The organism is Pararhizobium qamdonense, from assembly GCF_029277445.1.
In the GTDB taxonomy this organism is placed as follows: domain Bacteria; phylum Pseudomonadota; class Alphaproteobacteria; order Rhizobiales; family Rhizobiaceae; genus Pararhizobium; species Pararhizobium qamdonense.
Window position 1 is genome coordinate 2,375,676 of sequence record NZ_CP119566.1, and the last position, 22,458, is coordinate 2,398,133.

General features: G+C 61.8%; 21 protein-coding genes and 1 riboswitch. Of the genes, 17 read left to right on the forward strand and 4 right to left on the reverse strand.

The genetic code is table 11. The features are described 5' to 3' along the window. Window positions 1-12: 12 nt before the first annotated feature. Window positions 13-1,803, reverse strand: a complete 1,791-nt coding sequence (locus PYR65_RS11425; RefSeq protein ID WP_276121040.1) for a chloride channel protein — start codon at window positions 1,801-1,803, stop codon at window positions 13-15. 132 nt (window positions 1,804-1,935) lie between these two features. Next, window positions 1,936-2,333: riboswitch (cobalamin riboswitch) on the forward strand. Window positions 2,334-2,509: 176 nt separating this feature from the next. Here PYR65_RS11425 and cobU point away from each other — a divergent pair. From cobU to cobO, 5 genes are all read left to right on the forward strand, one after another. Beyond that, window positions 2,510-3,034 (forward strand): bifunctional adenosylcobinamide kinase/adenosylcobinamide-phosphate guanylyltransferase, encoded by a 525-nt coding sequence (gene cobU, locus PYR65_RS11430; protein WP_276118064.1) that lies wholly within the window; start codon window positions 2,510-2,512, stop codon window positions 3,032-3,034. A gap of 3 nt (window positions 3,035-3,037) precedes the next feature. Then, window positions 3,038-4,102 (forward strand): cobalamin biosynthesis protein CobW, encoded by a 1,065-nt coding sequence (gene cobW / locus PYR65_RS11435; protein WP_276118065.1) that lies wholly within the window; start codon window positions 3,038-3,040, stop codon window positions 4,100-4,102. A gap of 180 nt (window positions 4,103-4,282) precedes the next feature. Further along, on the forward strand, window positions 4,283-8,248 hold the full coding sequence (cobN, locus tag PYR65_RS11440; RefSeq protein ID WP_276118066.1) for a cobaltochelatase subunit CobN: 3,966 nt from the start codon (window positions 4,283-4,285) through the stop codon (window positions 8,246-8,248). 9 nt (window positions 8,249-8,257) lie between these two features. Beyond that, window positions 8,258-8,848: a dimethylsulfonioproprionate lyase family protein gene (locus tag PYR65_RS11445; protein ID WP_276118067.1), complete on the forward strand. Its 591-nt coding sequence runs from the start codon at window positions 8,258-8,260 to the stop codon at window positions 8,846-8,848. Beyond that, complete coding sequence (cobO, locus tag PYR65_RS11450; RefSeq protein WP_060640420.1) at window positions 8,841-9,485, forward strand: cob(I)yrinic acid a,c-diamide adenosyltransferase; 645 nt, start codon at window positions 8,841-8,843, stop codon at window positions 9,483-9,485. The genes PYR65_RS11445 and cobO overlap by 8 nt, the downstream gene beginning before the upstream one ends. 26 nt (window positions 9,486-9,511) lie before the next feature. On the opposite strand, the gene PYR65_RS11455 is transcribed toward cobO, so the two are convergent. From PYR65_RS11455 to PYR65_RS11465, 3 genes are all read right to left on the reverse strand, one after another. Then, on the reverse strand, window positions 9,512-10,297 hold the full coding sequence (locus PYR65_RS11455; RefSeq protein WP_060640419.1) for a TSUP family transporter: 786 nt from the start codon (window positions 10,295-10,297) through the stop codon (window positions 9,512-9,514). Between the two features lie 123 nt (window positions 10,298-10,420). After that, window positions 10,421-10,684, reverse strand: a complete 264-nt coding sequence (locus PYR65_RS11460; RefSeq protein ID WP_060640418.1) for a DUF1488 family protein — start codon at window positions 10,682-10,684, stop codon at window positions 10,421-10,423. 49 nt (window positions 10,685-10,733) lie between these two features. Continuing rightward, window positions 10,734-10,973: a hypothetical protein gene (locus tag PYR65_RS11465; RefSeq protein WP_276118068.1), complete on the reverse strand. Its 240-nt coding sequence runs from the start codon at window positions 10,971-10,973 to the stop codon at window positions 10,734-10,736. Between the two features lie 459 nt (window positions 10,974-11,432). On the opposite strand from PYR65_RS11465, the gene PYR65_RS11470 reads away from it, so the two are divergent. The 12 genes from PYR65_RS11470 (at window position 11,433) to PYR65_RS11525 (ending at window position 22,434) form a co-directional block, all read left to right on the forward strand. Beyond that, window positions 11,433-11,954 carry a cobalamin biosynthesis protein gene (locus tag PYR65_RS11470; protein WP_328518508.1) on the forward strand — a complete coding sequence of 174 codons (522 nt, stop codon included), beginning with the start codon at window positions 11,433-11,435 and terminating at the stop codon, window positions 11,952-11,954. Further along, the gene (gene cobA / locus PYR65_RS11475; RefSeq protein WP_276118069.1) at window positions 11,951-12,793 is read left to right on the forward strand and encodes a uroporphyrinogen-III C-methyltransferase; all 843 of its coding nucleotides are present in this window, start codon (window positions 11,951-11,953) and stop codon (window positions 12,791-12,793) included. The genes PYR65_RS11470 and cobA overlap by 4 nt, the downstream gene beginning before the upstream one ends. Further along, complete coding sequence (locus PYR65_RS11480; RefSeq protein ID WP_276118070.1) at window positions 12,790-14,094, forward strand: cobyrinate a,c-diamide synthase; 1,305 nt, start codon at window positions 12,790-12,792, stop codon at window positions 14,092-14,094. Before cobA ends, PYR65_RS11480 begins: the two co-directional genes overlap by 4 nt. Continuing rightward, window positions 14,091-15,095, forward strand: a complete 1,005-nt coding sequence (gene cobD / locus PYR65_RS11485; protein ID WP_276118071.1) for a threonine-phosphate decarboxylase CobD — start codon at window positions 14,091-14,093, stop codon at window positions 15,093-15,095. Before PYR65_RS11480 ends, cobD begins: the two co-directional genes overlap by 4 nt. Before the next feature lie 12 nt (window positions 15,096-15,107). Then, entirely contained in the window at window positions 15,108-16,091 is a 984-nt protein-coding gene (cbiB, locus tag PYR65_RS11490) for an adenosylcobinamide-phosphate synthase CbiB (RefSeq protein WP_276118072.1), read from the forward strand. 148 nt (window positions 16,092-16,239) lie between these two features. Further along, window positions 16,240-16,668, forward strand: coding sequence for a L,D-transpeptidase (locus tag PYR65_RS11495; RefSeq protein WP_276118073.1), 429 nt, complete (start codon window positions 16,240-16,242; stop codon window positions 16,666-16,668). A 234-nt stretch (window positions 16,669-16,902) separates the two neighbouring features. Beyond that, window positions 16,903-17,187: an acyl carrier protein gene (locus PYR65_RS11500; protein ID WP_112834592.1), complete on the forward strand. Its 285-nt coding sequence runs from the start codon at window positions 16,903-16,905 to the stop codon at window positions 17,185-17,187. Window positions 17,188-17,416: 229 nt separating this feature from the next. Continuing rightward, window positions 17,417-17,902: a 3-hydroxyacyl-ACP dehydratase FabZ family protein gene (locus tag PYR65_RS11505; protein WP_276118074.1), complete on the forward strand. Its 486-nt coding sequence runs from the start codon at window positions 17,417-17,419 to the stop codon at window positions 17,900-17,902. 2 nt (window positions 17,903-17,904) lie between these two features. Then, window positions 17,905-19,110, forward strand: coding sequence for a beta-ketoacyl-ACP synthase (locus tag PYR65_RS11510; RefSeq protein ID WP_060640510.1), 1,206 nt, complete (start codon window positions 17,905-17,907; stop codon window positions 19,108-19,110). 12 nt (window positions 19,111-19,122) lie between these two features. Beyond that, window positions 19,123-20,406 carry a beta-ketoacyl-ACP synthase gene (locus PYR65_RS11515; RefSeq protein WP_276118075.1) on the forward strand — a complete coding sequence of 428 codons (1,284 nt, stop codon included), beginning with the start codon at window positions 19,123-19,125 and terminating at the stop codon, window positions 20,404-20,406. 55 nt (window positions 20,407-20,461) lie between these two features. Next, complete coding sequence (locus tag PYR65_RS11520) at window positions 20,462-21,490, forward strand: zinc-binding dehydrogenase (protein ID WP_276118076.1); 1,029 nt, start codon at window positions 20,462-20,464, stop codon at window positions 21,488-21,490. 11 nt (window positions 21,491-21,501) lie between these two features. Beyond that, window positions 21,502-22,434 carry a lipid A biosynthesis lauroyl acyltransferase gene (locus PYR65_RS11525; RefSeq protein WP_276118077.1) on the forward strand — a complete coding sequence of 311 codons (933 nt, stop codon included), beginning with the start codon at window positions 21,502-21,504 and terminating at the stop codon, window positions 22,432-22,434. The last annotated feature ends 24 nt before the right edge of the window (window positions 22,435-22,458 follow it).

The following is a 22,458-nucleotide window of genomic DNA, read 5'->3' on the forward strand; positions in this document are numbered from 1 at the left end:
AGCAGGGCCGCTTCAAATTTCGCCGGATGCCTCGCGGCGCCTGCGGTCGAGTTCTTCGCTATAGCGGCGCAACGTATGGCTTTCGGTAAGGAGGCCGATGACGCGCCGTTCGATGAGGTTGTTGACCACGGCCAGCGCATCGCTCTCCGTCGTGTCGAACAGGGACGCCGCCTGCTTGGCATTCATGTTCGGCTGCAGAAAATCATTGCCCAGCCGGATGAAGGCGGACAGGTCCTGTTTTTCGCCGCTGGCTTCGACGGGGCTTGCATAGACCTCCGGCACCTGGATGATACCCGCATATTTCGCGCCATCGACGACCACGACCCGCTGCGTCGATCCCAGCGGAAAGTCGCGGCGGAAATCGTCGAGCGTCGCTTGCGCGTCGATCGTTCGGACATCGGTGCGCATCAGGCGGCCGACGGTAAGGTTGCGGATCCAGCCAACATCGTGGGCGCTGCGGATGCTCTCGCCGCGCAGGTGAAAACGCCATGTGGCAAACGAGTAGCCGAAGGTGGTGCGCACCACGAGCGAGGAGGTGATCACGGCGGCAAGAACAAGCACCGTGATGGGAAAGTCGCCGGTAATTTCGAGCGCCAGGAACGTCATGGTGAGCGGCCCGCCGATGACGGCGACCGCCAGCGCGCTCATTCCGACGACGGCATAGATGACCGGGGTCAGCGTTGCCTGGGCAAAAATATAGGGTGCGGAAAAGGCGAACAGCTTGCCCAGCAGCGCCCCCATGAACAACGACGCAAAGAACAGGCCGCCGCGAAAGCCGGAGCCGATCGAGATCGCCGATGCCAGCGATTTCATCAGGAACAGGCCGATCAGCATCGGGATCGCGGGAGAACTCGCAAGATTGAGATGCAGGGCACCGTGACCGGCCGACAGGACCTGCGGCGAGATCAGTGCGAGAAGCCCGACCGCGATGCCGCCGAGGGCCGGCCGCAGCGGAGCCGGGATGAAGCTGCGGCGGGCAAAGCCTTCGACCAACGAGACGCCCTTCATCAGCAGGATGCCCATGCCGGCGCAGAAGCAGCCGAGCAGCAGCGCGGGCAGATAGTCAGCCGGGACGACTGCGCCGAACTGACCGACATCGATGGTGAAATCACCCGCATAGAGCCATCTCGCGATGAGGTTTGCGATGAGGGCGGAGACGACGACCGGGGTGAGGGAGACGATCGTATAGGTGCCGATAATCAGCTCGAAGGCATAGAAGGCACCGGTGAGCGGCGCGTTGAACGCGGCGGCGATGGCGCCTGCCGCGCCGCAGCCAACCAGGGTGCGCAGGTCCGAGCGGCGAAGCTGCAGGGAAATGCCGAGCTTGGAGGCGATGCCGGACGCAAGCTGCGTATAACCGGCCTCCAGCCCGACAGAGGCGCCGAAACCGTTGGAAATCAGGTTCTGGACTGCGACGATAATGCTGTCGGTGAGCGACAGGCGGCCGCCGTGCAGGGCGTTTGCTTCGATCGGATCGACCATCGGCTTCTTGCGCCAGGAGGCCAGAAGCAACATCAGCAGACCCAGAAGGATGCCGCCGACAATGGGCGCGATCAACACGGAGATTTCGCCTATTAGATTGCTGGAGCTGAGGCGCTCTGCGTCGGAAATCCCGAAAATCAGGCTGTGCAGACGGCTGGATATGATGCTCATCGCCGTAACAGCCAAGCCAGACGTGACGCCGACGATGATACCGGCGGTGACCAGACCCAGTTCGCTTCGCCGCGCAAAGGCGCGTATCCGCCCGATGTCGAAAAGCAGGGAAAGAGAGCTGAGCCGCCGCAGGTCGAGTTTCGGTATCATTTTCAGCTTCATGGCTTGGCCGTCCTGTCTCTGACCCGTCGTAAAAGGCATGGCAGCGGAGATCAAGCCTCGTCTGCCGATGTGCGGGTGTCTGCGGATGCGCCGCAATTGACTTGATCCGGGCGAGCGCCTAATCATCAGCCATTGGATGGTTCCCGGTATGCCGTTGCATGCCGGGAGTAAATGGGAATGCGACGGGCCGGACCCATGCCGGGCGTCCTTATCGCAGCCGACCCCGCGACTGTAGAACGGTCAGGGTTCGCCATCCGGGAAAGCCGATACGTCCGGACTGTCCGCATTCGCGGCGGCGGACAGGACCGGCCCAACCGGAAAAGCCACTGGAGCGGCATTGTGATCAGCCGGGGCTGGACGCCTCTATGTCTACGAATCGTCCACCTCTTCACGATGCCCGCCGATTGCGGTCACGCAATCCGGCGCAAAAGCTCCGGGAAGGCGAGGCGGACCCGTTCGTCCCCTGATAAGGACGTGGCGCCGTGAGCCAGGAGACCTGCCACCCTCAAGGACGCCATCTTTATTTTGGGGTCCGCCCGATCCAGGGAGAAATGCTCCCGATGCCAGCACGGAGGTTGTCATGGCTTTATCATCCCGTTCCCGGAACGGACCGTTTTGCGTTGCCGCACAGGCCGGTACCCGCCGTGCACAGATTGCGTTTATTTCCGGCGCGCGCTGAGGCCGGGATCATTTTATGACATCGATACAGTCAGGCTGCGTGCTGGTCTTGGGCGGCGCCCGTTCCGGCAAATCCGCTTTCGCCGAGAAACTTGTCGTGGCGTCGGGTCTGCGCATGCATTACGTCGCGACCGGAAGGGCCTGGGACGGCGAAATGCAGGCAAGGATTACCGAGCATCGCGATCGCCGCGGGGATGACTGGCAAACCCATGAGGAACCGCTTGAACTCGCCTCCTGCCTGAAATCGATCGATGCGCCCGATCGTATCATCCTCATCGATTGCCTGACGCTCTGGGTCACCAATCTGATGATGGAGCATCGGGATATACAGGCGGAATTTGAACGGCTGGCGGCCTATGTGCCGCAGGCCAAGGCCAGGCTGGTCTTCGTGTCCAACGAAGTCGGGCTGGGCATCGTGCCGGAAAACCGGATGGCGCGCGACTTTCGCGACCATGCCGGCCGGCTGCACCAGATCATTGCGGCGATATCCGCAGACGTCTATTTTATCGCGGCCGGATTGCCGCTGAAAATGAAGGGTTGATCCATGACCATTGAAAAAGCCGCTCACGGCAAGATCCCGGCCACCGTCATCACCGGCTTTCTCGGTGCCGGCAAGACGACGATGATCCGCAACATCCTGCAAAATGCCGGCGGCCGCCGCATCGCGCTGATCATCAACGAATTCGGCGATCTCGGCGTCGATGGCGACGTCTTGAAGGGCTGCGGCGCGGAAGCCTGCAGCGAGGACGATATTATCGAGCTGACCAATGGCTGCATCTGCTGCACCGTCGCCGACGATTTCATCCCGACCATGACCAAGCTCCTGGAACGCGAAAATCGCCCGGATCACATCGTTATCGAGACATCCGGCCTTGCCCTGCCGCAGCCGCTGATCGCCGCCTTCAACTGGCCGGATATCCGCACGCAGGTGACCGTCGATGGCGTGATCACCGTGGTCGACAGTGCTGCAGTTGCCGCCGGACGCTTCGCCGACGATCACGACAAGGTCGATGCTCTGCGCGTCAACGGCGACAATCTCGACCATGAAAGCCCGATCGAGGAACTGTTCGAGGACCAGCTGACGGCTGCCGACCTGATCATTCTCAACAAGACCGACCTGCTCGATTCGACCGGCCTTGCCTTTGTCCGCAACGAAGTCGCCTCGCGCACCAGCCGCAAGCCGACGATGATCGAAGCGAAGAATGGCGAGGTCTCCTCAGCCGTTCTGCTCGGCCTTGGCGTCGGCACCGAAAGCGACATCGCCAATCGCAAGTCCCATCACGAGATGGAACATGAGGCGGGCGAAGAGCACAGCCATGACGAATTCGACAGTTTCGTGGTGGAACTCGGCCCGATCGCCGATCCGGCCGCCTTCATCGAAAAGCTGAAGCCGATCATTGCCGCGCATGACGTGCTGCGGCTGAAGGGCTTTGCCGATATACCTGGAAAGCCGATGCGTCTCTTGATCCAGGGCGTCGGCGCCCGGATCGACCAGTATTTCGACCGCCCCTGGGCTGCCGGCGAAGTGCGCCGCACCCGCCTGGTCGTCATCGGCCTGCACGACATGGATGAAGCAGCCGTTCGGGCTGCGATCGCTGCTGCGGTTTGAGGGTATCTTGACCGGGCGCGAGAATTTTCCCTCTCCAACCCCTCCCCACAAGGTGGAGGGGCTCGGATTGCGTTTGCCGCAAATTTGGTGCGCCACCATAATCGCGTGGGCTGAATTTCGCGCGGGAACTCGTAAGCTTGGCAAGCCGGCACGGACTTTGCCCCGTCTCAAGGAGGGACCATGCATCTCCTCCTAGCCCAGAAGGGCACGATCACCGACGGCGAAGAGGCGATCGATCTCGGCCAGTCGCCAGGCGATATCCTATTTCTGTCGGCTGCCGATACGGAGCTTTCGTCGATTGCCGGCGCACAGCGTATGCGCGACGCAAAGGCGAGCCTGCGGGTCGCGAGCCTGCTCACGCTCAAGCACCCGATGTCGGTCGATACCTATGTCGAGCGTACGGCCCGCCACGCAAAACTGATCATCGTGCGGCCGCTGGGCGGCGCCAGCTATTTCCAGTATGTCCTGGAGGCGTTGCATGCGGCGGCCGTTACCCACAGGTTCCAGATTGCCGTGCTGCCCGGCTGCGACAAGCCCGATCCCGGGCTCGAGCCGTTTTCGACCGTTGGCGTTGAGGACCGCAACCGGATGTGGGCCTATTTCACCGAGGGCGGCGCCGACAATATGGGGCGGCTGCTGCGCTATGCCGAAGCCCTGATCGACGGCGCGGAAAAACCGGAATCGGCCGCGCCGCTGATGAAGGCCGGCATCTGGTGGCCGGGGCAGGGTGTGATCGGGGTTGAGGCCTGGAAGAAGGCGGCTGGGTTTGGTGCTTTCGGAGAGATGGGGGGTATGCGTCCCGGAAACGAGAGCGTCCCATCCCGTTCGAACTTGGTGACGGGAGAAAGCCTTCACCCCCCGACCGTCGCATTGTGCTTCTACCGCGCGCTTGTTCAAAGTGGCGAAACCAAACCCGTCGAAGCCCTGATCGCAGCACTCGTTGCCGAAGGAATGACGGTGCTGCCGGTGTTCGTGTCCAGCTTGAAAGATGCCGTGTCGATCGGCACGCTGCAGGCAATTTTTGGCGAGGTTGCGCCCACTGTCGTGATGAATGCCACCGGGTTCGCGGTCTCTGCGCCCGGCGCCGACCGTAAGCCGACCGTGCTGGAGTTTTCGGATGCACCCGTTCTGCAGGTGATCTTTTCCGGTTCGTCGCGACCCGCATGGGAAGCCTCACCGCAGGGGCTGATGGCGCGCGATCTCGCCATGAACGTGGCGCTGCCGGAAGTCGATGGCCGCATCCTGTCGCGGGCCGTCTCGTTCAAGGCGGCGGCAATCTATGACGCGGATGTCGAGGCCAATATCGTCGGCCACGAACCGCTGGCCGACCGGGTCGCCTTTGCCGCGAAGCTTGCAGCCAACTGGGCAAGGCTGCGCCAAGCCGCGCCAAGCGAGCGCCGCGTGGCGATCATCATGGCAAATTACCCCAACCGCGACGGGCGGCTTGGCAATGGCGTCGGTCTCGATACCCCTGCAGGAACCATCGAAGTGATGAAGGCAATGGCGGCCGCCGGCTATGCCATCGATTCGATCCCCGCCAGTGGCGACGCGCTGATTGCGCATCTGATGGAGGGTCCGACCAACTCCGCGCAAGCGGATTGCGACATCCGCGAAACACTTTCCTTAAGTGAATACAACGCCTTCTTTGCATCGCTTCCCGATCGGATTCAGGCTGAGGTCACCGGCCGGTGGGGCGAGCCGCAGAGCGATCCGTTTTTCCGGGATGGCCGTTTCGCCCTGCCTTTGACGCGCTTTGGGCAAACGCTGGTCGGCATCCAGCCGGCACGCGGCTATCATATCGATCCGAAGGAAACCTATCACTCGCCGGACCTTGTGCCGCCGCATGGATATCTCGCCTTCTACGCCTATCTGCGCCGCGACTATGGGGCCCATGCCATCATCCATATGGGCAAGCACGGCAATCTCGAATGGCTGCCGGGCAAGTCGCTGGCGCTGTCGGAAAATTGCTATCCGGAAGCCGTCTTCGGCCCGATGCCGCATCTCTATCCGTTCATTGTCAACGATCCCGGCGAGGGCACGCAGGCCAAGCGCCGCACGGCCGCCGTCATCATCGACCACCTGACGCCGCCTTTGACGCGGGCTGAATCCTATGGTCCGCTGAAGGACCTGGAAGCGCTGGTCGACGAATATTACGACGCGGCCGGCGGCGATCCCCGGCGCCTGCGGTTGCTCAGCAAGCAGATCCTCGAGCTCGTCCGCGATATCGGCCTTGACCATGACGCCGGCATTGCCGGTACGGACGGCGAGGACAAGGCGCTTGAAAAACTCGATGCCTATCTCTGCGACCTCAAGGAATTGCAGATCCGCGATGGGCTGCATGTCTTCGGGGTGGCGCCGGAAGGCCGGTTGCTGACGGATCTGACGGTTGCGCTGGCGCGCGTGCCCCGCGGACAGAGCGAGGGCGGCGACCAGAGCCTGCAGCGGGCGATTGCGGCGGATGCGAAGTTGGGAGTTTCCACAACGATCTCCCCCCTTGAGGGGGAGATGTCCGTCAGGACAGAGGGAGGTGAAGGTTCTGCACGTTCTCAACCCGACCGACCCCCCTCTGTCGGCCGGGCCGACATCTCCCCCGCAAGGGGGGAGATCAACCCGGAGCGATTTTTTGACCCGCTCGATTGCATCCTGTCTGATCCCTGGACCGGCCCGAAACCGGCCATTCTTGCCGAGACATCCGACGCCCCCTGGCGGACGGCTGGCGATACCGTCGAGCGCATCGAGCTTCTGGCGGCGAAATTCGTCTCCGGCGACTTGCCATGCCCGCAAGGCTGGGCAGAGACCGGTGCCGTTCTGCATGAGGTCGAAACCCGTCTCAAACCGTCGATCGTCCAGTCCGGGCATGCGGAAATTGCCGCCCTGATGACTGGTCTTGATGGACGGTTTGTCGCTCCCGGTCCGTCGGGTGCGCCGACGCGCGGGCGGCCGGACGTGTTGCCGACGGGGCGCAATTTCTATTCGGTCGATAGCCGCGCCGTTCCGACACCTGCGGCCTTCGAACTCGGAAAGAAATCGGCGGAGCTGTTGATCCGCCGCTATCTGCAGGATCACGGCGACTGGCCGACATCGTTCGGGCTGACCGCCTGGGGCACATCGAACATGCGCACCGGCGGCGACGATATCGCCCAGGCCATGGCACTGATCGGCACCAAGCCGGTCTGGGATATGATGTCGCGGCGTGTGACGGGCTATGAAATCGTGCCGCTTGCTATTCTTGGCCGTCCGCGCGTCGATGTCACCTTGCGCATTTCCGGCTTTTTCCGCGATGCCTTTCCCGAGCAGATTGCTCTGTTCGACACGGCTATCCGCGCCGTTGGCGGGCTCGAGGAGGATGATGCCGACAACATGATCGCCGCCCGCATGCGGGCGGAAGCCAAACGGCTGGAAGCCGCCGGCGTTTCGGCAAAGGATGCGGCGCGGCGCGCCTCCTACCGCGTCTTCGGGGCCAAGCCCGGCGCCTATGGTGCCGGCTTGCAGGCGCTGATGGACGAGGGCGGCTGGGACAATCGCGCCGATCTTGCCGATGCCTATCTCACCTGGGGAAGCTATGCCTATGGCGCGGGCGAGGACGGCAAGGCCGAGCGCGGCCTGCTTGAAGCGCGATTGAAGACGGTCGAGGCCGTGGTGCAAAATCAGGACAACCGCGAGCACGACCTGCTCGACAGCGACGACTATTACCAGTTCGAAGGCGGCATGAGCCTGGCCGTCGAGCAAATGGCCGGCACGCGCCCGGTGATCTATCACAACGACCATTCGCGCCCGGAAAAGCCGGTGATCCGCTCGCTGGAAGAAGAGATCGGCCGGGTGGTGCGCGGCCGCGTTGTCAATCCGAAATGGATCGACGGCATCATGCGCCATGGCTACAAGGGCGCCTTCGAAATTGCAGCCACCGTCGATTACATGTTTGCCTTCGCGGCAACGACGGGTGCCGTGCGCAGCCATCATTTCGAGGCGGTCTACCAGGCCTATGTGATGGACGAGCGCGTGCGCCAGTTCATGGAAGAGAAGAACCCGAATGCACTGCGGGAGATGACCGACAAGCTGATGGAGGCGATCGACCGCGGCCTGTGGTCGCCACGCTCCAACTCGGCCCGGTTCGAGCTGCAGGGCCTTTCGGCGGCGGCGGAATAGGCGGCGGCGATGGAAAAGCGGACGCTGCTCACGGCATTCAGGGACTATCTGGATTCGATGAATTCAGCTGATGTCGCGGATTTTCTCGATGGTTTCGACTGGGATTTGCAGTTGCGGCAGCTTGACCCGGAAACCATCCCGGTCGTCAGGCAACTGCAGTCGATCACCGCAGGTCCCGGCGATAGCCTTCTAGAGATGCTGTCGCAGCAAGCGCATGGCCTCCATTGGGGGCGCACCTATGGCTCGGCCGATTTCGGCGAGCATTTCCTCAGGAACTATGGCTGGATGGAGCTTTTCGGCTCTCGCGGCCATTTTGCCAGCGGCGACATGGCGGGCGGTTTTCTTCTGCTGGGGCCTGATATCGACTATCCGGATCACCATCATATCGCCGAGGAGATCTACGTACCGTTGACGGATGGCTCTCTGTGGAGCCGGGATCGCGGCGCGTTTGCAAGCCGCAACGCCGGTGAGGTCATCCATCATCCTTCCGGCATCAACCATGCCATGAAAACCACGGACCGGCCGCTCGTTGCACTCTATCTGTGGCGCGGCGGACCGCTTGCTGAGAAACCGAAATTTGAGGGGACACACCATGAGTGAAGACGACGTACAGGCAGCGGAAACAGGCCCCGTCCACGACGAGGCCCGTCACGCCATGAAGATGGCGAAGAAGAAGACCGCGCGTGAAAAGATCATGGCAACGAAGACGGACCAGAAGGGCCTCATCATCGTCAATACCGGCAAGGGCAAGGGCAAATCGACGGCCGGTTTCGGCATGATCTTCCGCCATATCGCCCATGGCATGCCGTCAGCCGTCGTGCAGTTCATCAAGGGCGCCTGGGAAACCGGCGAGCGCGACCTGATCGAGAAGCATTTTGGCGATGTCTGCCAGTTCTATACGCTGGGCGAAGGCTTTACCTGGGAAACGCAGGACCGGTCGCGCGATATCGCCATGGCCGAAAAGGCCTGGGAAAAGGCCAAGGAACTGATCCGCGACGAGCGCAATTCCATGGTCCTGCTCGACGAGATCAATATTGCGCTGCGCTACGATTATATCGACGTGGCCGAGGTGGTGCGGTTCCTGAAAGACGAAAAGCCGCCTATGACGCATGTGGTGCTGACCGGCCGCAATGCCAAGGAAGAGCTGATCGAGGCCGCCGATCTCGTCACCGAAATGGAACTGATCAAGCATCCCTTCCGCTCCGGTATCAAGGCGCAGGTTGGCGTCGAGTTCTGACCGTCTAGCGGTGACGCGCGCGCGTCCTACCAGCCGAGCCAGATCCGGACCGGATGGCCCGGATCGGCGAGAAGCTTGATCGCCAAGGCGATACAGGTGACGACCAGGAGCGGCTTGATGATCTTGGCGCCGTTTTTCATGGCAAACCGCGATCCGACCTGAGCGCCGGCAAACTGGCCGGCGCCCATCAGGAGGCCAACTTTCCACAGGATCACGCCGTACAGCGCGAACACGACGAAGCCGCCGATATTGGAGCCGAAATTCAGGAATTTCGTATGCGCCGTCGCCTTCAATATGCCGAAACCGGCCAGTGTCACAAAGCCCAGCATGAAGAAGGACCCCGTGCCGGGGCCGAACACGCCATCATAAAAGCCGATCAACGGAACGAAGATCAGGCCGAAGAGAAAAGGTGTCATCCGCCGTGTCCGGTCGGTGTCGCTGATATTCGGCTTCAGGCCGAAATAAAGCGCGATGGCGATCAGGAAAAACGGCAGCGCCACCTTCAATACGTCACCGGGAACGATCGTGGCGAGCACGGCACCCAGCGCTCCGCCGATCATCGCAAGGGCCGCCATCGGCAATTGTCCGACCAGATTGACGTGGCCGCGCCGCGCATAGGCAATGCTCGCCGAGCCCGATCCGAACAGCGATTGCAGCTTGTTGGTCCCCAGCGTTTCGAGCGGCGGAATACCGGCAATCAGCATGGCCGGTATGGTGATCATGCCGCCGCCACCGGCGATGGAATCGATGAACCCGGCAACAAAGGCGGCGATGAACAGGAAGGCGAGGAGATGGGGGGCAAGATCGTGCACGGGGAGACTCGGACGGCCGGAGCGGATGGAAATTCAGCCACTGTGTGTCAGAGGTTCACCGGAAATGCAAAGGCGGCGGCCAGAACGGCGCCGCCCCTTGCAAACATCATGATGGCTTGTGCCCTATTTGAAATGCGCCTCGGTCAACACATAGCTGTCACGCCGGTCGCGCCCATAGGCCTTGCGGGCAATATCATGCACGGACGTGCGCGCCGCATCGAAGGCGGCCAGGCAATCGGCTTCGCTGGGTGCGCGCGAGACGATCTTCGGCAGGGCGCCGATTTCAACGAAGAATTTGACCTCGAACATGCCGTCATGGCCCAGAAAGCGGACGCGTCTGGCAGTTTCGTCGTAGCTGCGGCTGGTGTTTGGAAAGGTCAATGCCATGAAAAATCTGTGCCTTGAATGATTGAAATATCGGCTGCCGAAATCCGGCTTATAAAAGGCGGTTATCTTCGACAGTGCGCAGCATGCGGCGGTGTTGACCGTCGCTGTCTGGTTTCCCGGCCGCCTTGACCTTGATCTCGGCTATCTTGCGCACCGGCCTTGACGTTGTTGCCGAGACAATCTGGATCAATGCCGGCTTTTTCTTGAAAAACATCATGGACAGTCCTCCCGCATCGGCTTGGCTGTCGGCAGCGAACGCTCGATACTGTTCTATCAAATGCCCGCGCACCGAACGCGCATCCTGCGGTTCGTGCCGTCACTGATTGTCATTGGTAGCGCGATGACCAGGAGCAATGGAGCTTGTCATCGTCAGAAATATTCCAAAACGGAATGCGGTGCCGCAGGCTTTTGCGTTTTTTGGGTGCACCTTGTCTGAGGCGTGGGCGTCAAATGCGGTTTAAGTGCGTTCAAAGCGTGGGGAGACGCATTTGCGCTTCTTGAAATGGCATAATCGTCTGTATGACGCGGGCGGCTGCGCGAATGGCGCAATCCGGTTTGACCGGGCAGGTGGCCTCCGGTAAACAGGAGTAACGTGCGACGGTGCCCATCGAGGTGGGCTGAAAGAGCGTCCGGTGCGGCCGACCCAGTCAGGGGGCTTCATCCGGTGCTGTCCAGACCGCTTCGAAGCCTTTGGCTGTCGAAGGCCCCGCGCATCGTGATCGTGCGGCGCGGGAGGCGCGTTTTGGTAATGCATCGGGATATCGGCGATCAGGCGGGCCAAAGGCCGCTCGTGCTCGGCCTTGGCTGCGAGCGCGGCACGCCGTACGGCGAGGTGATCCGTCTGGCCGAAAACGCGTTGCGTCTGGCGGGTCTCGATCGCCGTGACCTGACCGGTATTGCCTCCCTCGACACGCGTGCGGCAGAACCGGCAATGCTGGCTGCCGCCACGCATTTCTCCGTACCCTTTTTGGTCTTCAATGCCGGCGCGCTGGAGGCGCAGACGTCACGGCTTAAAAATCCGTCGGAGATCGTCTTTGCCCTGACGGGCTGCCATGGCGTGGCGGAAGCGGCGGCGCTGGCTGCGGCTGGCAAGTCGGGCTCGCTCATCGTTGCGAAGATCAAGTCGGCCCATGCGACCGCAGCCATTGCTTGCGGGGAATTTGTCGAATCAAATCCGAATGTTGCCGCCGGACGCTGGCACAGTGATTCCGCATCTTCACATCTGGAATCAGGGCGCCTCGTATCCGCGCTGAGCGGAGCCGCGTCATGACAGGCGGACTGTTTTCCGGTCTTCCCGAGCTGGCGCCGGGCTCTGTCTGGCTGGTCGGTGCCGGTCCCGGCGATCCCGGCCTGCTCACCCTGCATGCCGCCAATGCGCTGGGCCAGGCGGATGTCATCGTCCATGATGCGCTTGTAAACGCCGATTGCCTGAGCCTCGCCAAGCCGGGCGCCGTCCTGGAATTTGCCGGAAAGCGCGGCGGCAAGCCGTCGCCGAAACAGCGCGACATTTCGCTCCGGCTGGTCGAACTGGCACGTCAGGGCAAGCGCGTACTGCGGCTGAAGGGCGGCGATCCCTTCGTCTTTGGCCGTGGCGGCGAAGAGGCGCTGATGCTGGTCGAGCATAGCATCCCGTTCAGGATCGTGCCGGGTATCACCGCCGGGATCGGCGGGCTGGCCTATGCCGGCATTCCGGTGACGCATCGCGAGGTCAATCACGCGGTGACGTTTCTCACCGGCCATGATTCCTCCGGGCTTGTTCCCGACCGCATCCATTGGGAGGGCATCGCCAAAGGTTCGCCCGTCATCGTCATGTATATGGCGATGAAACATATCGGCCAGATCGCCGCCAATCTGATGGCCGCCGGCCGCTCGCCGGACGAACCCGTTGCCTTCGTGTGTGACGCCGCAACGCCGCAACAGACGATTTTGGAAACGACGCTGTCGCAGGCGGAGGCCGATATGACCGCATCCGGGCTGCAGCCGCCGGCGATCGTCGTGGTCGGGGAGGTGGTGCGCCTGCGGGCTTCGCTCGACTGGCTGGGTGCGCTCGATGGCCGGGTCCTGACATCCGATCCCCTCTCAAGCCGCGCCTACAAGGACCCGGCATGACCGGACTGCTGATCGCAGCGCCATCCTCCGGCTCCGGCAAGACGACGGTGACGCTCGGCTTGATCCGGGCCTTGCGCAATCGCGGAATATCGCTGGCGCCGGGCAAGGCTGGTCCTGATTATATCGATCCGGCTTTCCATACGGCCGCAAGCGGCAAGGTATGCCTGAACTACGATCCATGGGCGATGCGACCGCTGCTCCTCAGTTCCAATGCCGCGATGGCAAGCGCAGGCGGCGAAGCGCTGATCATCGAGGCGATGATGGGGCTTTATGACGGTTCCGTCGATGGCACCGGCTCACCCGCCGATCTCGCCGCCATGCTGCGGCTTTCCGTCATCCTCGTGGTGGATTGCGGTCGCATGGCACAATCGGTGGCAGCGCTGGTGCGCGGCTACGCCACGTACCGCGACGATGTGCAAATCTGCGGCGTCATTCTCAACAAGGTCGGCAGCGCGCGCCACGAAACGATGCTGCGCGGTGCGCTGGATGCGATCGGCATGCCGGTGTTGGGCGTGTTGCGGCAGGATGCAGGCCTGAAGCTGCCCGAGCGGCATCTCGGCCTCGTGCAGGCCGGGGAACATGGCGCGCTGGATGCATTTATCGAACACGCCGCCACACAGGTCGAACAGGGCTGCGATCTGGATGCGATCCTGTCTCTTGCCCGGCCGGGCCCTATATCGCGTGCGCAGGCCGATATCGCGCCTTTGAAGCCGCTTGGCCAGAAGATCGCCATTGCCCGCGATATCGCCTTTGCCTTTTGCTATGAGCATCTTCTGGCGGGCTGGCGGCGTGCGGGGGCTGAACTCGTGTTCTTCTCGCCGCTTGCTGACGAGGCGCCCGCTGATGATACCGATGCCGTCTATCTACCGGGCGGCTATCCCGAGCTTCATGCGGGCACACTTGCCAGTGCCGCAACGTTCAAATCCGGCATGGCGGCAGCCCGGGATCGCGGCGCCCGGATTTTCGGCGAATGCGGTGGCTATATGGTGCTGGGCGAGGGGCTTGCCGCTGCCGATGGCACGCGCTACGAAATGCTCGGCCTCCTGCCGCTCGCCACCAGTTTTGCCGTGCGAAAACGGTATCTGGGCTACCGGAGGGTCACGCCGCTCAATGCCAGCTTTTTCGATGGTCCGCTGATGGCACACGAATTTCACTATGCCACGATCCTGTCCGAGGGCGACGCCGACAGGCTGTTTGCCACTACCGATGCCGCAGGCACGCCGCTGGGGCCAGCCGGGCTGCAGCGTGGGCAGGTCGCCGGTTCCTTCATGCATCTTATCGACATGGCCGCCGGCGCATGATCGCGCCGATCGTCCATGGCGGCGGGATTACCGAGGCTGCAGCTGCGTTCGGCGGCAAGCCGGAGGACTGGCTGGATCTTTCGACCGGCATCAACCCCAATCCTGTGCGTTTGCCCGATATCGACGTTCAGGCCTGGCACCGGCTGCCGGACCGGCATCTGGTGGACAGCGCCCGGCATGCGGCAGCTCGTTATTATCGTAGCAACAGCATCCTGCCGTTTCCTGTTCCCGGCACGCAATCGGTCATCCAGCTCCTGCCGCGCCTGGTTGCGCCCGGCCGCCGCATCGCCATTTTCGCGCCGACTTACGGCGAATATGCGCGGGCTTTCACCAGCGCCGGTTTCGCGATCGACGAGGTTTCGTCAGCCGGTCAGCTGACGCCGGATCATGGACTGGCGATCCTGGTCAATCCCAACAATCCGACCGGACGCGCCTTTGCGCCCGAGGATGTCGTCGGCATGGCGCAGCGCATGGAGGCTCATGGCGGGTTGCTGCTTGTCGATGAAGCCTTTGGCGATACCGCGCCTCATCTCAGCGTCGCCGGACAGACCGCCGGTCACGGCAATCTCATTGTCTTTCGCTCCTTTGGCAAATTCTTCGGCCTGGCGGGGCTGCGGCTTGGTTTCGTCATTGCGCCGGAGCCGGTTCTATCCGCGTTTCAGGAATGGCTCGGACCCTGGGCGGTGTCAGGGCCGGCGCTTGTGGTGGCGGCAAAGCTGATGGGCGGGGATATACCGGCGGTGCAGTCGCTGATTCTGTCGCGGAGTGAAGGGCTTGCGGCCGTCATGCGCCGGGCCGGGCTGACGATCATCGGCGGCACGCCGCTTTTCACGCTTGTTGATCACGCGCGGGCAGCCGATCTGCACGCGCATCTCTGCCAGCAGCGGATTTTGACGCGGAAATTCGCCTATGCGCCGTCATGGCTGAGGATTGGACTTGCACCCGATGCGGCAGGCGATACACGTTTGGCGGATGCCTTGCGCAGCGCGCACCTCGCCTGAACGGACCCTCTAATGTCGACCGGAATTCTGCTCGTCCTGATCGCCGCCCTGCTGCTCGACCGGATCATTGGCGATCCCGATTGGCTCTGGCGGCGGATGCCGCATCCGGTCGTTCTTTTCGGGGCGATGATCGGCTGGTGCGACCGAACGTTCAACCGCAAGCGTCTGGGAGAGGATGCCCTGCGGATCAGCGGTGTTCTGGTCATCGCAGGTTTGCTGTTGTGGAGCCTGTTCTGCGGCTGGCTGCTGCACCGTGTGTTCATGCAGGTGGGACTATTCGGCTGGTTGCTTGAAGCCGTTGTCGTTGCCATTTTTCTTGCCCAGAAAAGCCTTGCCGATCACGTGTCGCGGGTGGCAACCGGTCTTCGCAGCGGCGGGCTTGAGGGTGGCCGGAGCGCCGTGTCGATGATCGTCGGGCGCGATCCGCAGACTTTGGACGAGCCGGCCGTGTGCCGTGCCGCGATTGAAAGCCTGGCTGAGAATTTTTCCGACGGGGTGGTCGCTCCGGCATTCTGGTATGCGCTGCTCGGCCTGCCGGGCGTGCTTGCCTACAAGATGCTCAACACCGCCGATTCGATGATCGGTCACAAGAGCCCAAAATATCTGCATTTCGGCTGGGCTTCGGCCCGTCTCGACGATCTCGCCAATATCCCTGCAGCCCGGCTGTCGATCCTTTTGATTGCTGCCGGGGCCGTCCTGACGAGCGGCCGGCGCGCGGCAAGCAATGCCGTTGGCGTCGCATTGCGCGATCATGGATTGCATCGTTCGCCCAATTCCGGCTGGCCGGAAGCTGCAATGGCGGGGGCACTCGATGTGCAACTGGCAGGACCCAGAATCTATGGCGGGGCTTTGGTGAGTGAGCCGATGATCAATGGAGCGGGCAGGGCCGTGGCAACAGTCGCCGATGTCGAGACGGGCGTTTCCGTGTTCTACCGCGCCTGCGGTTCGCTGACAGTCTTGGTGGGCATAACGGCGCTTCTTTTCAGTATAGTCTGAGCTTTCTACTCCCCGCGATAAAATTGAATGCGCCGGCGTTAACGCAGAATTTTCCAATTGTCTTAAACGTCTATCATGTCAAAGGCTGTAAAGTCTGTGCCGTTGGGGACACCAGTAAAAATCGGCGTATTTTTCGGAGAGAGCTTTCATGCGTACAGTCTTCGTGGCCTGTTTGGCCGTCTTATTGATGCAATTTCATGCGCCGGCGGCCTTTGCCGCCAATCTTGTTGCGAGAGTGAGCCTTTCTTCTCAGACCATGACTGTGTCGCAGAATGGTTTCGTGCGGTATCGGTGGAAGGTTTCCACCGCCCGCAAAGGCTATGTCACGCCGCAGGGAAGCTGGAGCGCCAAGTGGCTGTCGAGAGACCACCGCTCACGCAAATATGACAATGCGCCCATGCCTTATGCGGTGTTTTTCAACGGCGGTTACGCCGTTCACGCGACATTCGACTTGAAGCGCCTTGGCCGCCCCGCCTCGCATGGCTGCATCCGCCTGCATCCGGAAAACGCTGCCGAATTCTTTTCGCTGGCACGGGAATACGGACTGAAGAACACCCAGATCGTCGTCAGCCGCTGATTGGGGTGAGTCTTGCGGCATCGCTAACAGCGCTGCGGCATCGCCAACCGCGCTGCCAACTGGAGCATGGCGAGCTTGATCCGCACCTCAACGGGGCTTTGAGACCGTGTATTTCAGGGCGAACTTGATGTTTGCGCAACACCGCCGCCATAAATGCAACTCTTGAGCCCAAGGCCATTGGCTTTTCAGCCGCATTTACCTATAGGTTCGCCAAAACATGTATTCTAAAGAGGTATGCGCGTGACAGCTACATTCGACAAGGTTGCCGACATCATTGCGGAAACGAGCGAAATCGATCGCGAGACGATTACGCCGGAAAGCCACACCATCGACGATCTCGGCATCGACAGCCTGGACTTCCTCGACATCGTCTTTGCGATCGACAAGGAATTCGGCATCAAGATCCCGCTTGAGCAGTGGACCCAGGAAGTCAACGAAGGCAAGGTTTCGACGGAGGAATATTTCGTCCTGAAGAACCTCTGCGCCAAGATCGACGAACTGAAAGCCGCCAAGGGCTGATGACGATATTGCGCGTTTTCAGCGCGCGATCCCGTGCATGAACCACCCATCAATGCCGCCTGTCGCGTGGACCGCGCTTGACAGGCGGCATTTGCGTTTTTACTTGACGGTCGGATGATCGCGATACCGGACGCTGTCCGGACGGGATCATGCGCGAATTTGAAATCCGGAATCGTTCAGGCGCCGTTTCTAAAGCGCCGCGCTCCGGGCCAAGCTGGATTTGCTCCTGATGCTCCTTGAATATTTTCAGATGATCGATCGGGTCGAAACGGTCGATCTCAATGCCAAGACGCTGACGGCGCGGTCTGTGGTGCCGGCTAAAAGCCCCGTCTTTGAGGGCCATTTTCCCGGTTACCCGCTGGTTCCCGGTGTTCTTTTGATCGAGACGATGGCGCAGGCCTGCGGCTTTCTGGTGCTGGCTGCCACCGATTTCGCCGCCATGCCGTTCCTGATGTCGGTCGATAGCGCCAAGATGCGCACGTTTGTCGAGCCGGAAGCGGTGCTCGATATCGAGGCCTTCCTGGAACATGACGGTTCCGGCTTTGCTGTGGTGAAAGCCAAGATCACCTCGCAGGGCAAGAAAGTCTGCGATGCGCAATTGAAGTTGCGCACCATGCCGTTCGATCAGGTGCCGCTCGGCCCGGTCGTCAAGAAGCGGGCTCAAGAAGTGGGGCTGATGGCCGCGATTGCGGCGTCAGTTGCGACGGGGGAATGACGATGAGCAAATCCGCCAATGATGTTGTGATCACCGGTGTCGGCATTGTCACCAGCCAGGGTGTTGGCGCGGACGTGCACACGGCATTTCTGACCGCTGCAGAAACCCCGGCCGTGCGCGTCGATACCGAGCGTTTCGCGCCGTATCCTGTGCATACGCTGCCTGATATCGACTGGTCGCAGCAGATTTCCAAGCGCGGCGACCAGCGGCAGATGGAAAACTGGCAACGGCTCGGCGTTTTCAGCGCCGGCCTTGCGCTCGATGATGCCGGTTTCAAGGACGATCTGGAGGCCTGCGGCAGCATGGACATGATCGTGGCGGCCGGTGGCGGCGAGCGCGATATCAATGTCGATTCGCTGATCGTCGATGAAGCCTTGAAGCGCAACGATCGCGAACAGCTTCTCAACGAGAAACTGACGACCGAACTTCGCCCGACGCTGTTTCTGGCCCAGCTTTCAAACCTGATGGCCGGCAATATCTCCATCGTGCACAAGGTCACCGGTTCCTCGCGGACCTTTATGGGCGAAGAGGGCGCCGGCATTTCGGCGATCGAAACCGCCTTTGCCCGCATCAAGGCCGGACAATCGACCCATACGTTGGTTGGCGGTGCGTTCTCGGCTGAACGTCTCGACATGATCCTGTTGATCGAAGCGATCCAGGGTCATGCGCTGGGTGCCCATTACCCGATCTGGTCGCGCAAGCCGGAAGATGGCGGCGGCATGATCACGGGTTCGGTCGGCGCGTTCCTGATGCTGGAATCGCGCGCGCATGCCGAGGCCCGCAATGCCCGTATCTACGCAACGATCGATGCCGTTGGCGGCGATCGCGGCAGCCGCGAGGGCGACCGTCTTGAGCAGCGCCTGCAATACCTCACGGCTCCTGCCGCAGACGCCGATCCGGCGCGCACGGTGATTTTTTCCGGCGCGACCGGCTTTCCGGACCTGACGGCGCGTGAAAAGGCGTTTCTCGATGCGCAGTTTCCCAAGGCTGCCGTGCGCGCCTATAGCGGGCTCGTCGGCCACGGTCTGGAATCCCAGTTTCCGCTGGGCCTGGCGTTTGCCGCGCTGTCGCTCGGCGCGGGTGCCAAGGTGCCGCCATTCGATCCGGGTGCAGAGACCGCCATGGAACAACCAGCTAAGACGGCCATCGTCACCACGATCGGCCATGCGCGCGGCGAAGGCATTGCCGTGCTTTCGGCAGAAGAATAAGGAGCGGTAGATATGACCAGCGCTTACAAGGATCATCTCGGCCGCCCGCTGATCGCCGTCACCGGCATGGGTGTCATCACTTCGCTCGGTCAAGGCGTCGAGGATAACTGGAAGGCGTTGACCTCCGGTGTCTCCGGCATCCACAAGATCACCCGCTTCCCGACGGAAGGCCTCTCGACCCGAATCAGCGGAACCGTCGATTTCATTGATTTGCCCGCGGAAAACGCCGTTGAGCGCTCCTATGCGTTTGCCCGCGAGACCACGGCGGAAGCCTTGGCGCAGGCGGGAATTTCCGGCGATTTCAACGGCCCTCTGTTTTTGGCAGCGCCGCCGATCGAGCCGGAATGGAGCGCCCGTTTCGAGCTCGCCGACCGTTCGCCGCCATCGCAGAAGCCGGGCGACGCCTATGACCGTTTTCTCGCCGCCATGCGCGAGCGGGCCGATCCGGTGTTCCACGAGGCCGCCCTGTTCGGGGCAATCTCCGAGCGCCTGTCCGACAGGTTTGGCACGCGCGGACTGCCGGTGACGCTGTCGACGGCCTGCGCATCGGGCGCAACGGCGATCCAGCTGGGTGTCGAAGCGATCCGCCAGGGCCGCACCGACCGGGCGCTCACCGTCGCCACCGACGGTTCGGTCAGTGCCGAGGCGCTGATCCGATTTGCCCTCCTGTCGGCTCTATCGACCCAGAACGACCCGGCCGAGCGCGCCTCCAAGCCGTTTTCCAAGGATCGCGACGGCTTCGTCATTGCCGAAGGTGCGGCGACGCTGGTGCTGGAATCGCTGGAAGCGGCGGTCGCGCGCGGCGCAAAAATCTACGGCATCCTGAAGGGCTGCGGCGAAAAGGCCGATTCGTTCCACCGCACGCGGTCTTCGCCCGATGGCGGCCCGGCGATCGCGACGATCCGCGCTGCACTTGCCGATGCCGGGCTGAGCGAAGGCGATATCGGCTATATCAATGCGCACGGCACTTCGACGCCCGAAAACGACAAGATGGAATATGGCGCCATGCTGTCAGTATTCGGCGACGCCTTGCCGTCCATTCCGGTCTCGTCGAACAAGTCGATGATCGGCCATACATTGACGGCAGCAGGCGCCGTCGAGGCGGTGTTTTCGCTGCAGACGATTCTCACCGGCACCGTGCCGCCGACGATCAACTATCAGAACCCCGATCCGTCCATCGTTCTCGATGTCGTGCCGAATGTGAAGCGGGACACGCAGGTTAACGCCGTCCTGTCGAACTCCTTCGGCTTCGGCGGCCAGAATGCCAGCCTTGTCATGGCCGCAGAACCGGCCTAATCGGACGTCACATTTTTTTCGAGGCACATATGCCTCGGGTTCAAGGACTTATATCATGCGCGCTTTGCAACTGGTCGATGACCGCAAGCTGGAAATCACCGATCTGCCCGAGCCGGACGCGCCGGGTCCCGGTGAAGTCACCCTTCGCGTCAAGGCCGTCGCGCTCAATCATATCGATGTCTGGGGCTGGCGCGGCATGGCGTTTGCGAAGCGCAAGATGCCGCTGGTGATCGGCGCGGAAGCTTCCGGCGTGGTCGATCAGATCGGTCCGGGCGTCTCCAACATCCTGCCGGGACAGCTCGTGTCGATCTACGGCGCGCGCACCTGCGGCCTTTGCCGTCCGTGCCGCGAAGGCCGCGACAACCTGTGCGAACATGTCGGCGGCGTGCATGGCTTCCATCTCGATGGCTTTGCGCAGGAAAAGGTCAATCTTCCAGCGCGCCTGCTCGTTCCGGCTCCTCCGGGCGTCGATGCGGTTGCTGCTGCCGTCGCTCCGGTGACCTTCGGCACTGTTGAGCACATGCTGTTCGACAATGCCAAGCTTGAGCCCGGCGAAACCATTCTCATTCACGCTGGCGGCTCCGGCATTGGCTCGGCGGCGATCCAGCTTGCCAAGAAGATCGGCTGCACGGTGATCACCACCGTTGGATCCGACGACAAGATCGAAAAGGCGAAGGCCCTTGGCGCCGATCATGTCATCAACTACCGCAAGGACCGTTTCGAGGGCGTGACCCGCAAGCTGACCAAGAAGAAGGGCGTCGATGTCGTCTTCGAACATGTCGGCAAGGATACGTTTGCAGCGTCCATGTTCGTCCTGAAGCGCGGCGGCCGTCTGGTCACCTGCGGCTCGACCTCCGGCGTTTCCACCGAAATGAACCTGATGATGCTGTTCCAGCAGCAGCTGAAGCTGTTCGGCTCGTTCGGCTGCCGGATGGAGAACATGGCCAACGCCATGCAGAAGATGGCGCGCGGGCTCGTTCACCCCGTTATCGATACCGAAGTCGGCTTTGGCGACATCGACAAGGCTCTGGAGCGCATGGAAACACGCCAGGTCTTCGGCAAAATCATTCTGCGGATGGACTGAACACCGTGCGCATGCTGATCACACGCCTGGTTCTGTCCCTGCTGCGTTTTCGCCAGTGGTCGATCGCCCAGTTCGTCTTTCTGCTTTTGGGTCTGCTCAAGCTGTTTCCGGCGAGAGGCGCCATCGAATTTTCCGCGCGCTTCACCGGTTGGCTGGGGCCGAAACTGAAGCGGCGCCACACGCTGACGATGACCAATCTTCGCAATGCCTTTCCGGAAAAGAGCGAGGCGGAGATCGAGGCCATCGCGCTGGAAAGCTGGAGCAGCATCGGCCGGCTTGCCGCCGAATATGTGTTTCTGGACGAGATCTTCGATTTCGATCCGGAAAATCCGGTGCCCGGCCGGATCGAGGTTTCAGGGATTCCCCTGTTCCTGGAACTGCGCGACAATCCGCGTCCCTTCATCGTGTTTACCGCCCATACCGGCAATTTCGAGCTGTTGCCGGTGGCAAGTGCGGCGTTCGGGCTGGATGTGACGGTTCTTTTCCGCCCGCCGAACAACCCTTATGTGGCCGAAAAGGTTTTCGATTTCCGCAAGCAGCGCATGGGAAATCTGGTTCCGTCGCATGCGGGCTCTTCGTTCACACTGGCGCGCAGGCTGGAGGCGGGCGGGGCTGTCGGCGTTCTCGTCGATCAGAAATTCCGCAAGGGCTTGATGACGAAATTCTTCGGCCGCGACGTGCGCACCAATCCGCTTTTGGCCAAGCTGGTGCGGCAGTTCAACTGCGAGGTCTATCCCGCCCGCTCGATCCGCCTGCCGGATGGCCGCTTCCGCCTGGAGCTGGAGCCTGCGATCGAAATCCCGCGCATGCCCAACGGCAATGTCGATGTCAATGCAACGGCGCAGCTGTTGAATGACAAGGTGGAAAGCTGGGTGCGCGAATATCCGGGACAATGGCTCTGGTATCACGACCGCTGGCACATCAAGAAATCCCTGAACGACTAAGCATCACCCCGCGCATTTGAGACG

Bases quoted from the DNA above. Each gene is read 5' to 3' on its own strand.
- PYR65_RS11500 (WP_112834592.1), top strand. From the start codon at position 16,903: ATGCGCGTGACAGCTACATTCGACAAGGTTGCCGACATCATTGCGGAA.
- PYR65_RS11510 (WP_060640510.1), top strand. From the start codon at position 17,905: ATGAGCAAATCCGCCAATGATGTTGTGATCACCGGTGTCGGCATTGTC.
- cbiB (WP_276118072.1), top strand. From the start codon at position 15,108: ATGTCGACCGGAATTCTGCTCGTCCTGATCGCCGCCCTGCTGCTCGAC.
- PYR65_RS11460 (WP_060640418.1), bottom strand. From the start codon at position 10,684: ATGGCATTGACCTTTCCAAACACCAGCCGCAGCTACGACGAAACTGCC.
- cobU (WP_276118064.1), top strand. From the start codon at position 2,510: ATGACATCGATACAGTCAGGCTGCGTGCTGGTCTTGGGCGGCGCCCGT.
- cobD (WP_276118071.1), top strand. From the start codon at position 14,091: ATGATCGCGCCGATCGTCCATGGCGGCGGGATTACCGAGGCTGCAGCT.
- PYR65_RS11515 (WP_276118075.1), top strand. From the start codon at position 19,123: ATGACCAGCGCTTACAAGGATCATCTCGGCCGCCCGCTGATCGCCGTC.
- PYR65_RS11525 (WP_276118077.1), top strand. From the start codon at position 21,502: ATGCTGATCACACGCCTGGTTCTGTCCCTGCTGCGTTTTCGCCAGTGG.
- PYR65_RS11425 (WP_276121040.1), bottom strand. From the start codon at position 1,803: ATGATACCGAAACTCGACCTGCGGCGGCTCAGCTCTCTTTCCCTGCTT.
- cobA (WP_276118069.1), top strand. From the start codon at position 11,951: ATGACAGGCGGACTGTTTTCCGGTCTTCCCGAGCTGGCGCCGGGCTCT.
- cobN (WP_276118066.1), top strand. From the start codon at position 4,283: ATGCATCTCCTCCTAGCCCAGAAGGGCACGATCACCGACGGCGAAGAG.
- PYR65_RS11495 (WP_276118073.1), top strand. From the start codon at position 16,240: ATGCGTACAGTCTTCGTGGCCTGTTTGGCCGTCTTATTGATGCAATTT.
- cobO (WP_060640420.1), top strand. From the start codon at position 8,841: ATGAGTGAAGACGACGTACAGGCAGCGGAAACAGGCCCCGTCCACGAC.
- PYR65_RS11520 (WP_276118076.1), top strand. From the start codon at position 20,462: ATGCGCGCTTTGCAACTGGTCGATGACCGCAAGCTGGAAATCACCGAT.
- PYR65_RS11470 (WP_328518508.1), top strand. From the start codon at position 11,433: ATGCATCGGGATATCGGCGATCAGGCGGGCCAAAGGCCGCTCGTGCTC.
- PYR65_RS11480 (WP_276118070.1), top strand. From the start codon at position 12,790: ATGACCGGACTGCTGATCGCAGCGCCATCCTCCGGCTCCGGCAAGACG.
- PYR65_RS11445 (WP_276118067.1), top strand. From the start codon at position 8,258: ATGGAAAAGCGGACGCTGCTCACGGCATTCAGGGACTATCTGGATTCG.
- PYR65_RS11505 (WP_276118074.1), top strand. From the start codon at position 17,417: ATGCTCCTTGAATATTTTCAGATGATCGATCGGGTCGAAACGGTCGAT.
- cobW (WP_276118065.1), top strand. From the start codon at position 3,038: ATGACCATTGAAAAAGCCGCTCACGGCAAGATCCCGGCCACCGTCATC.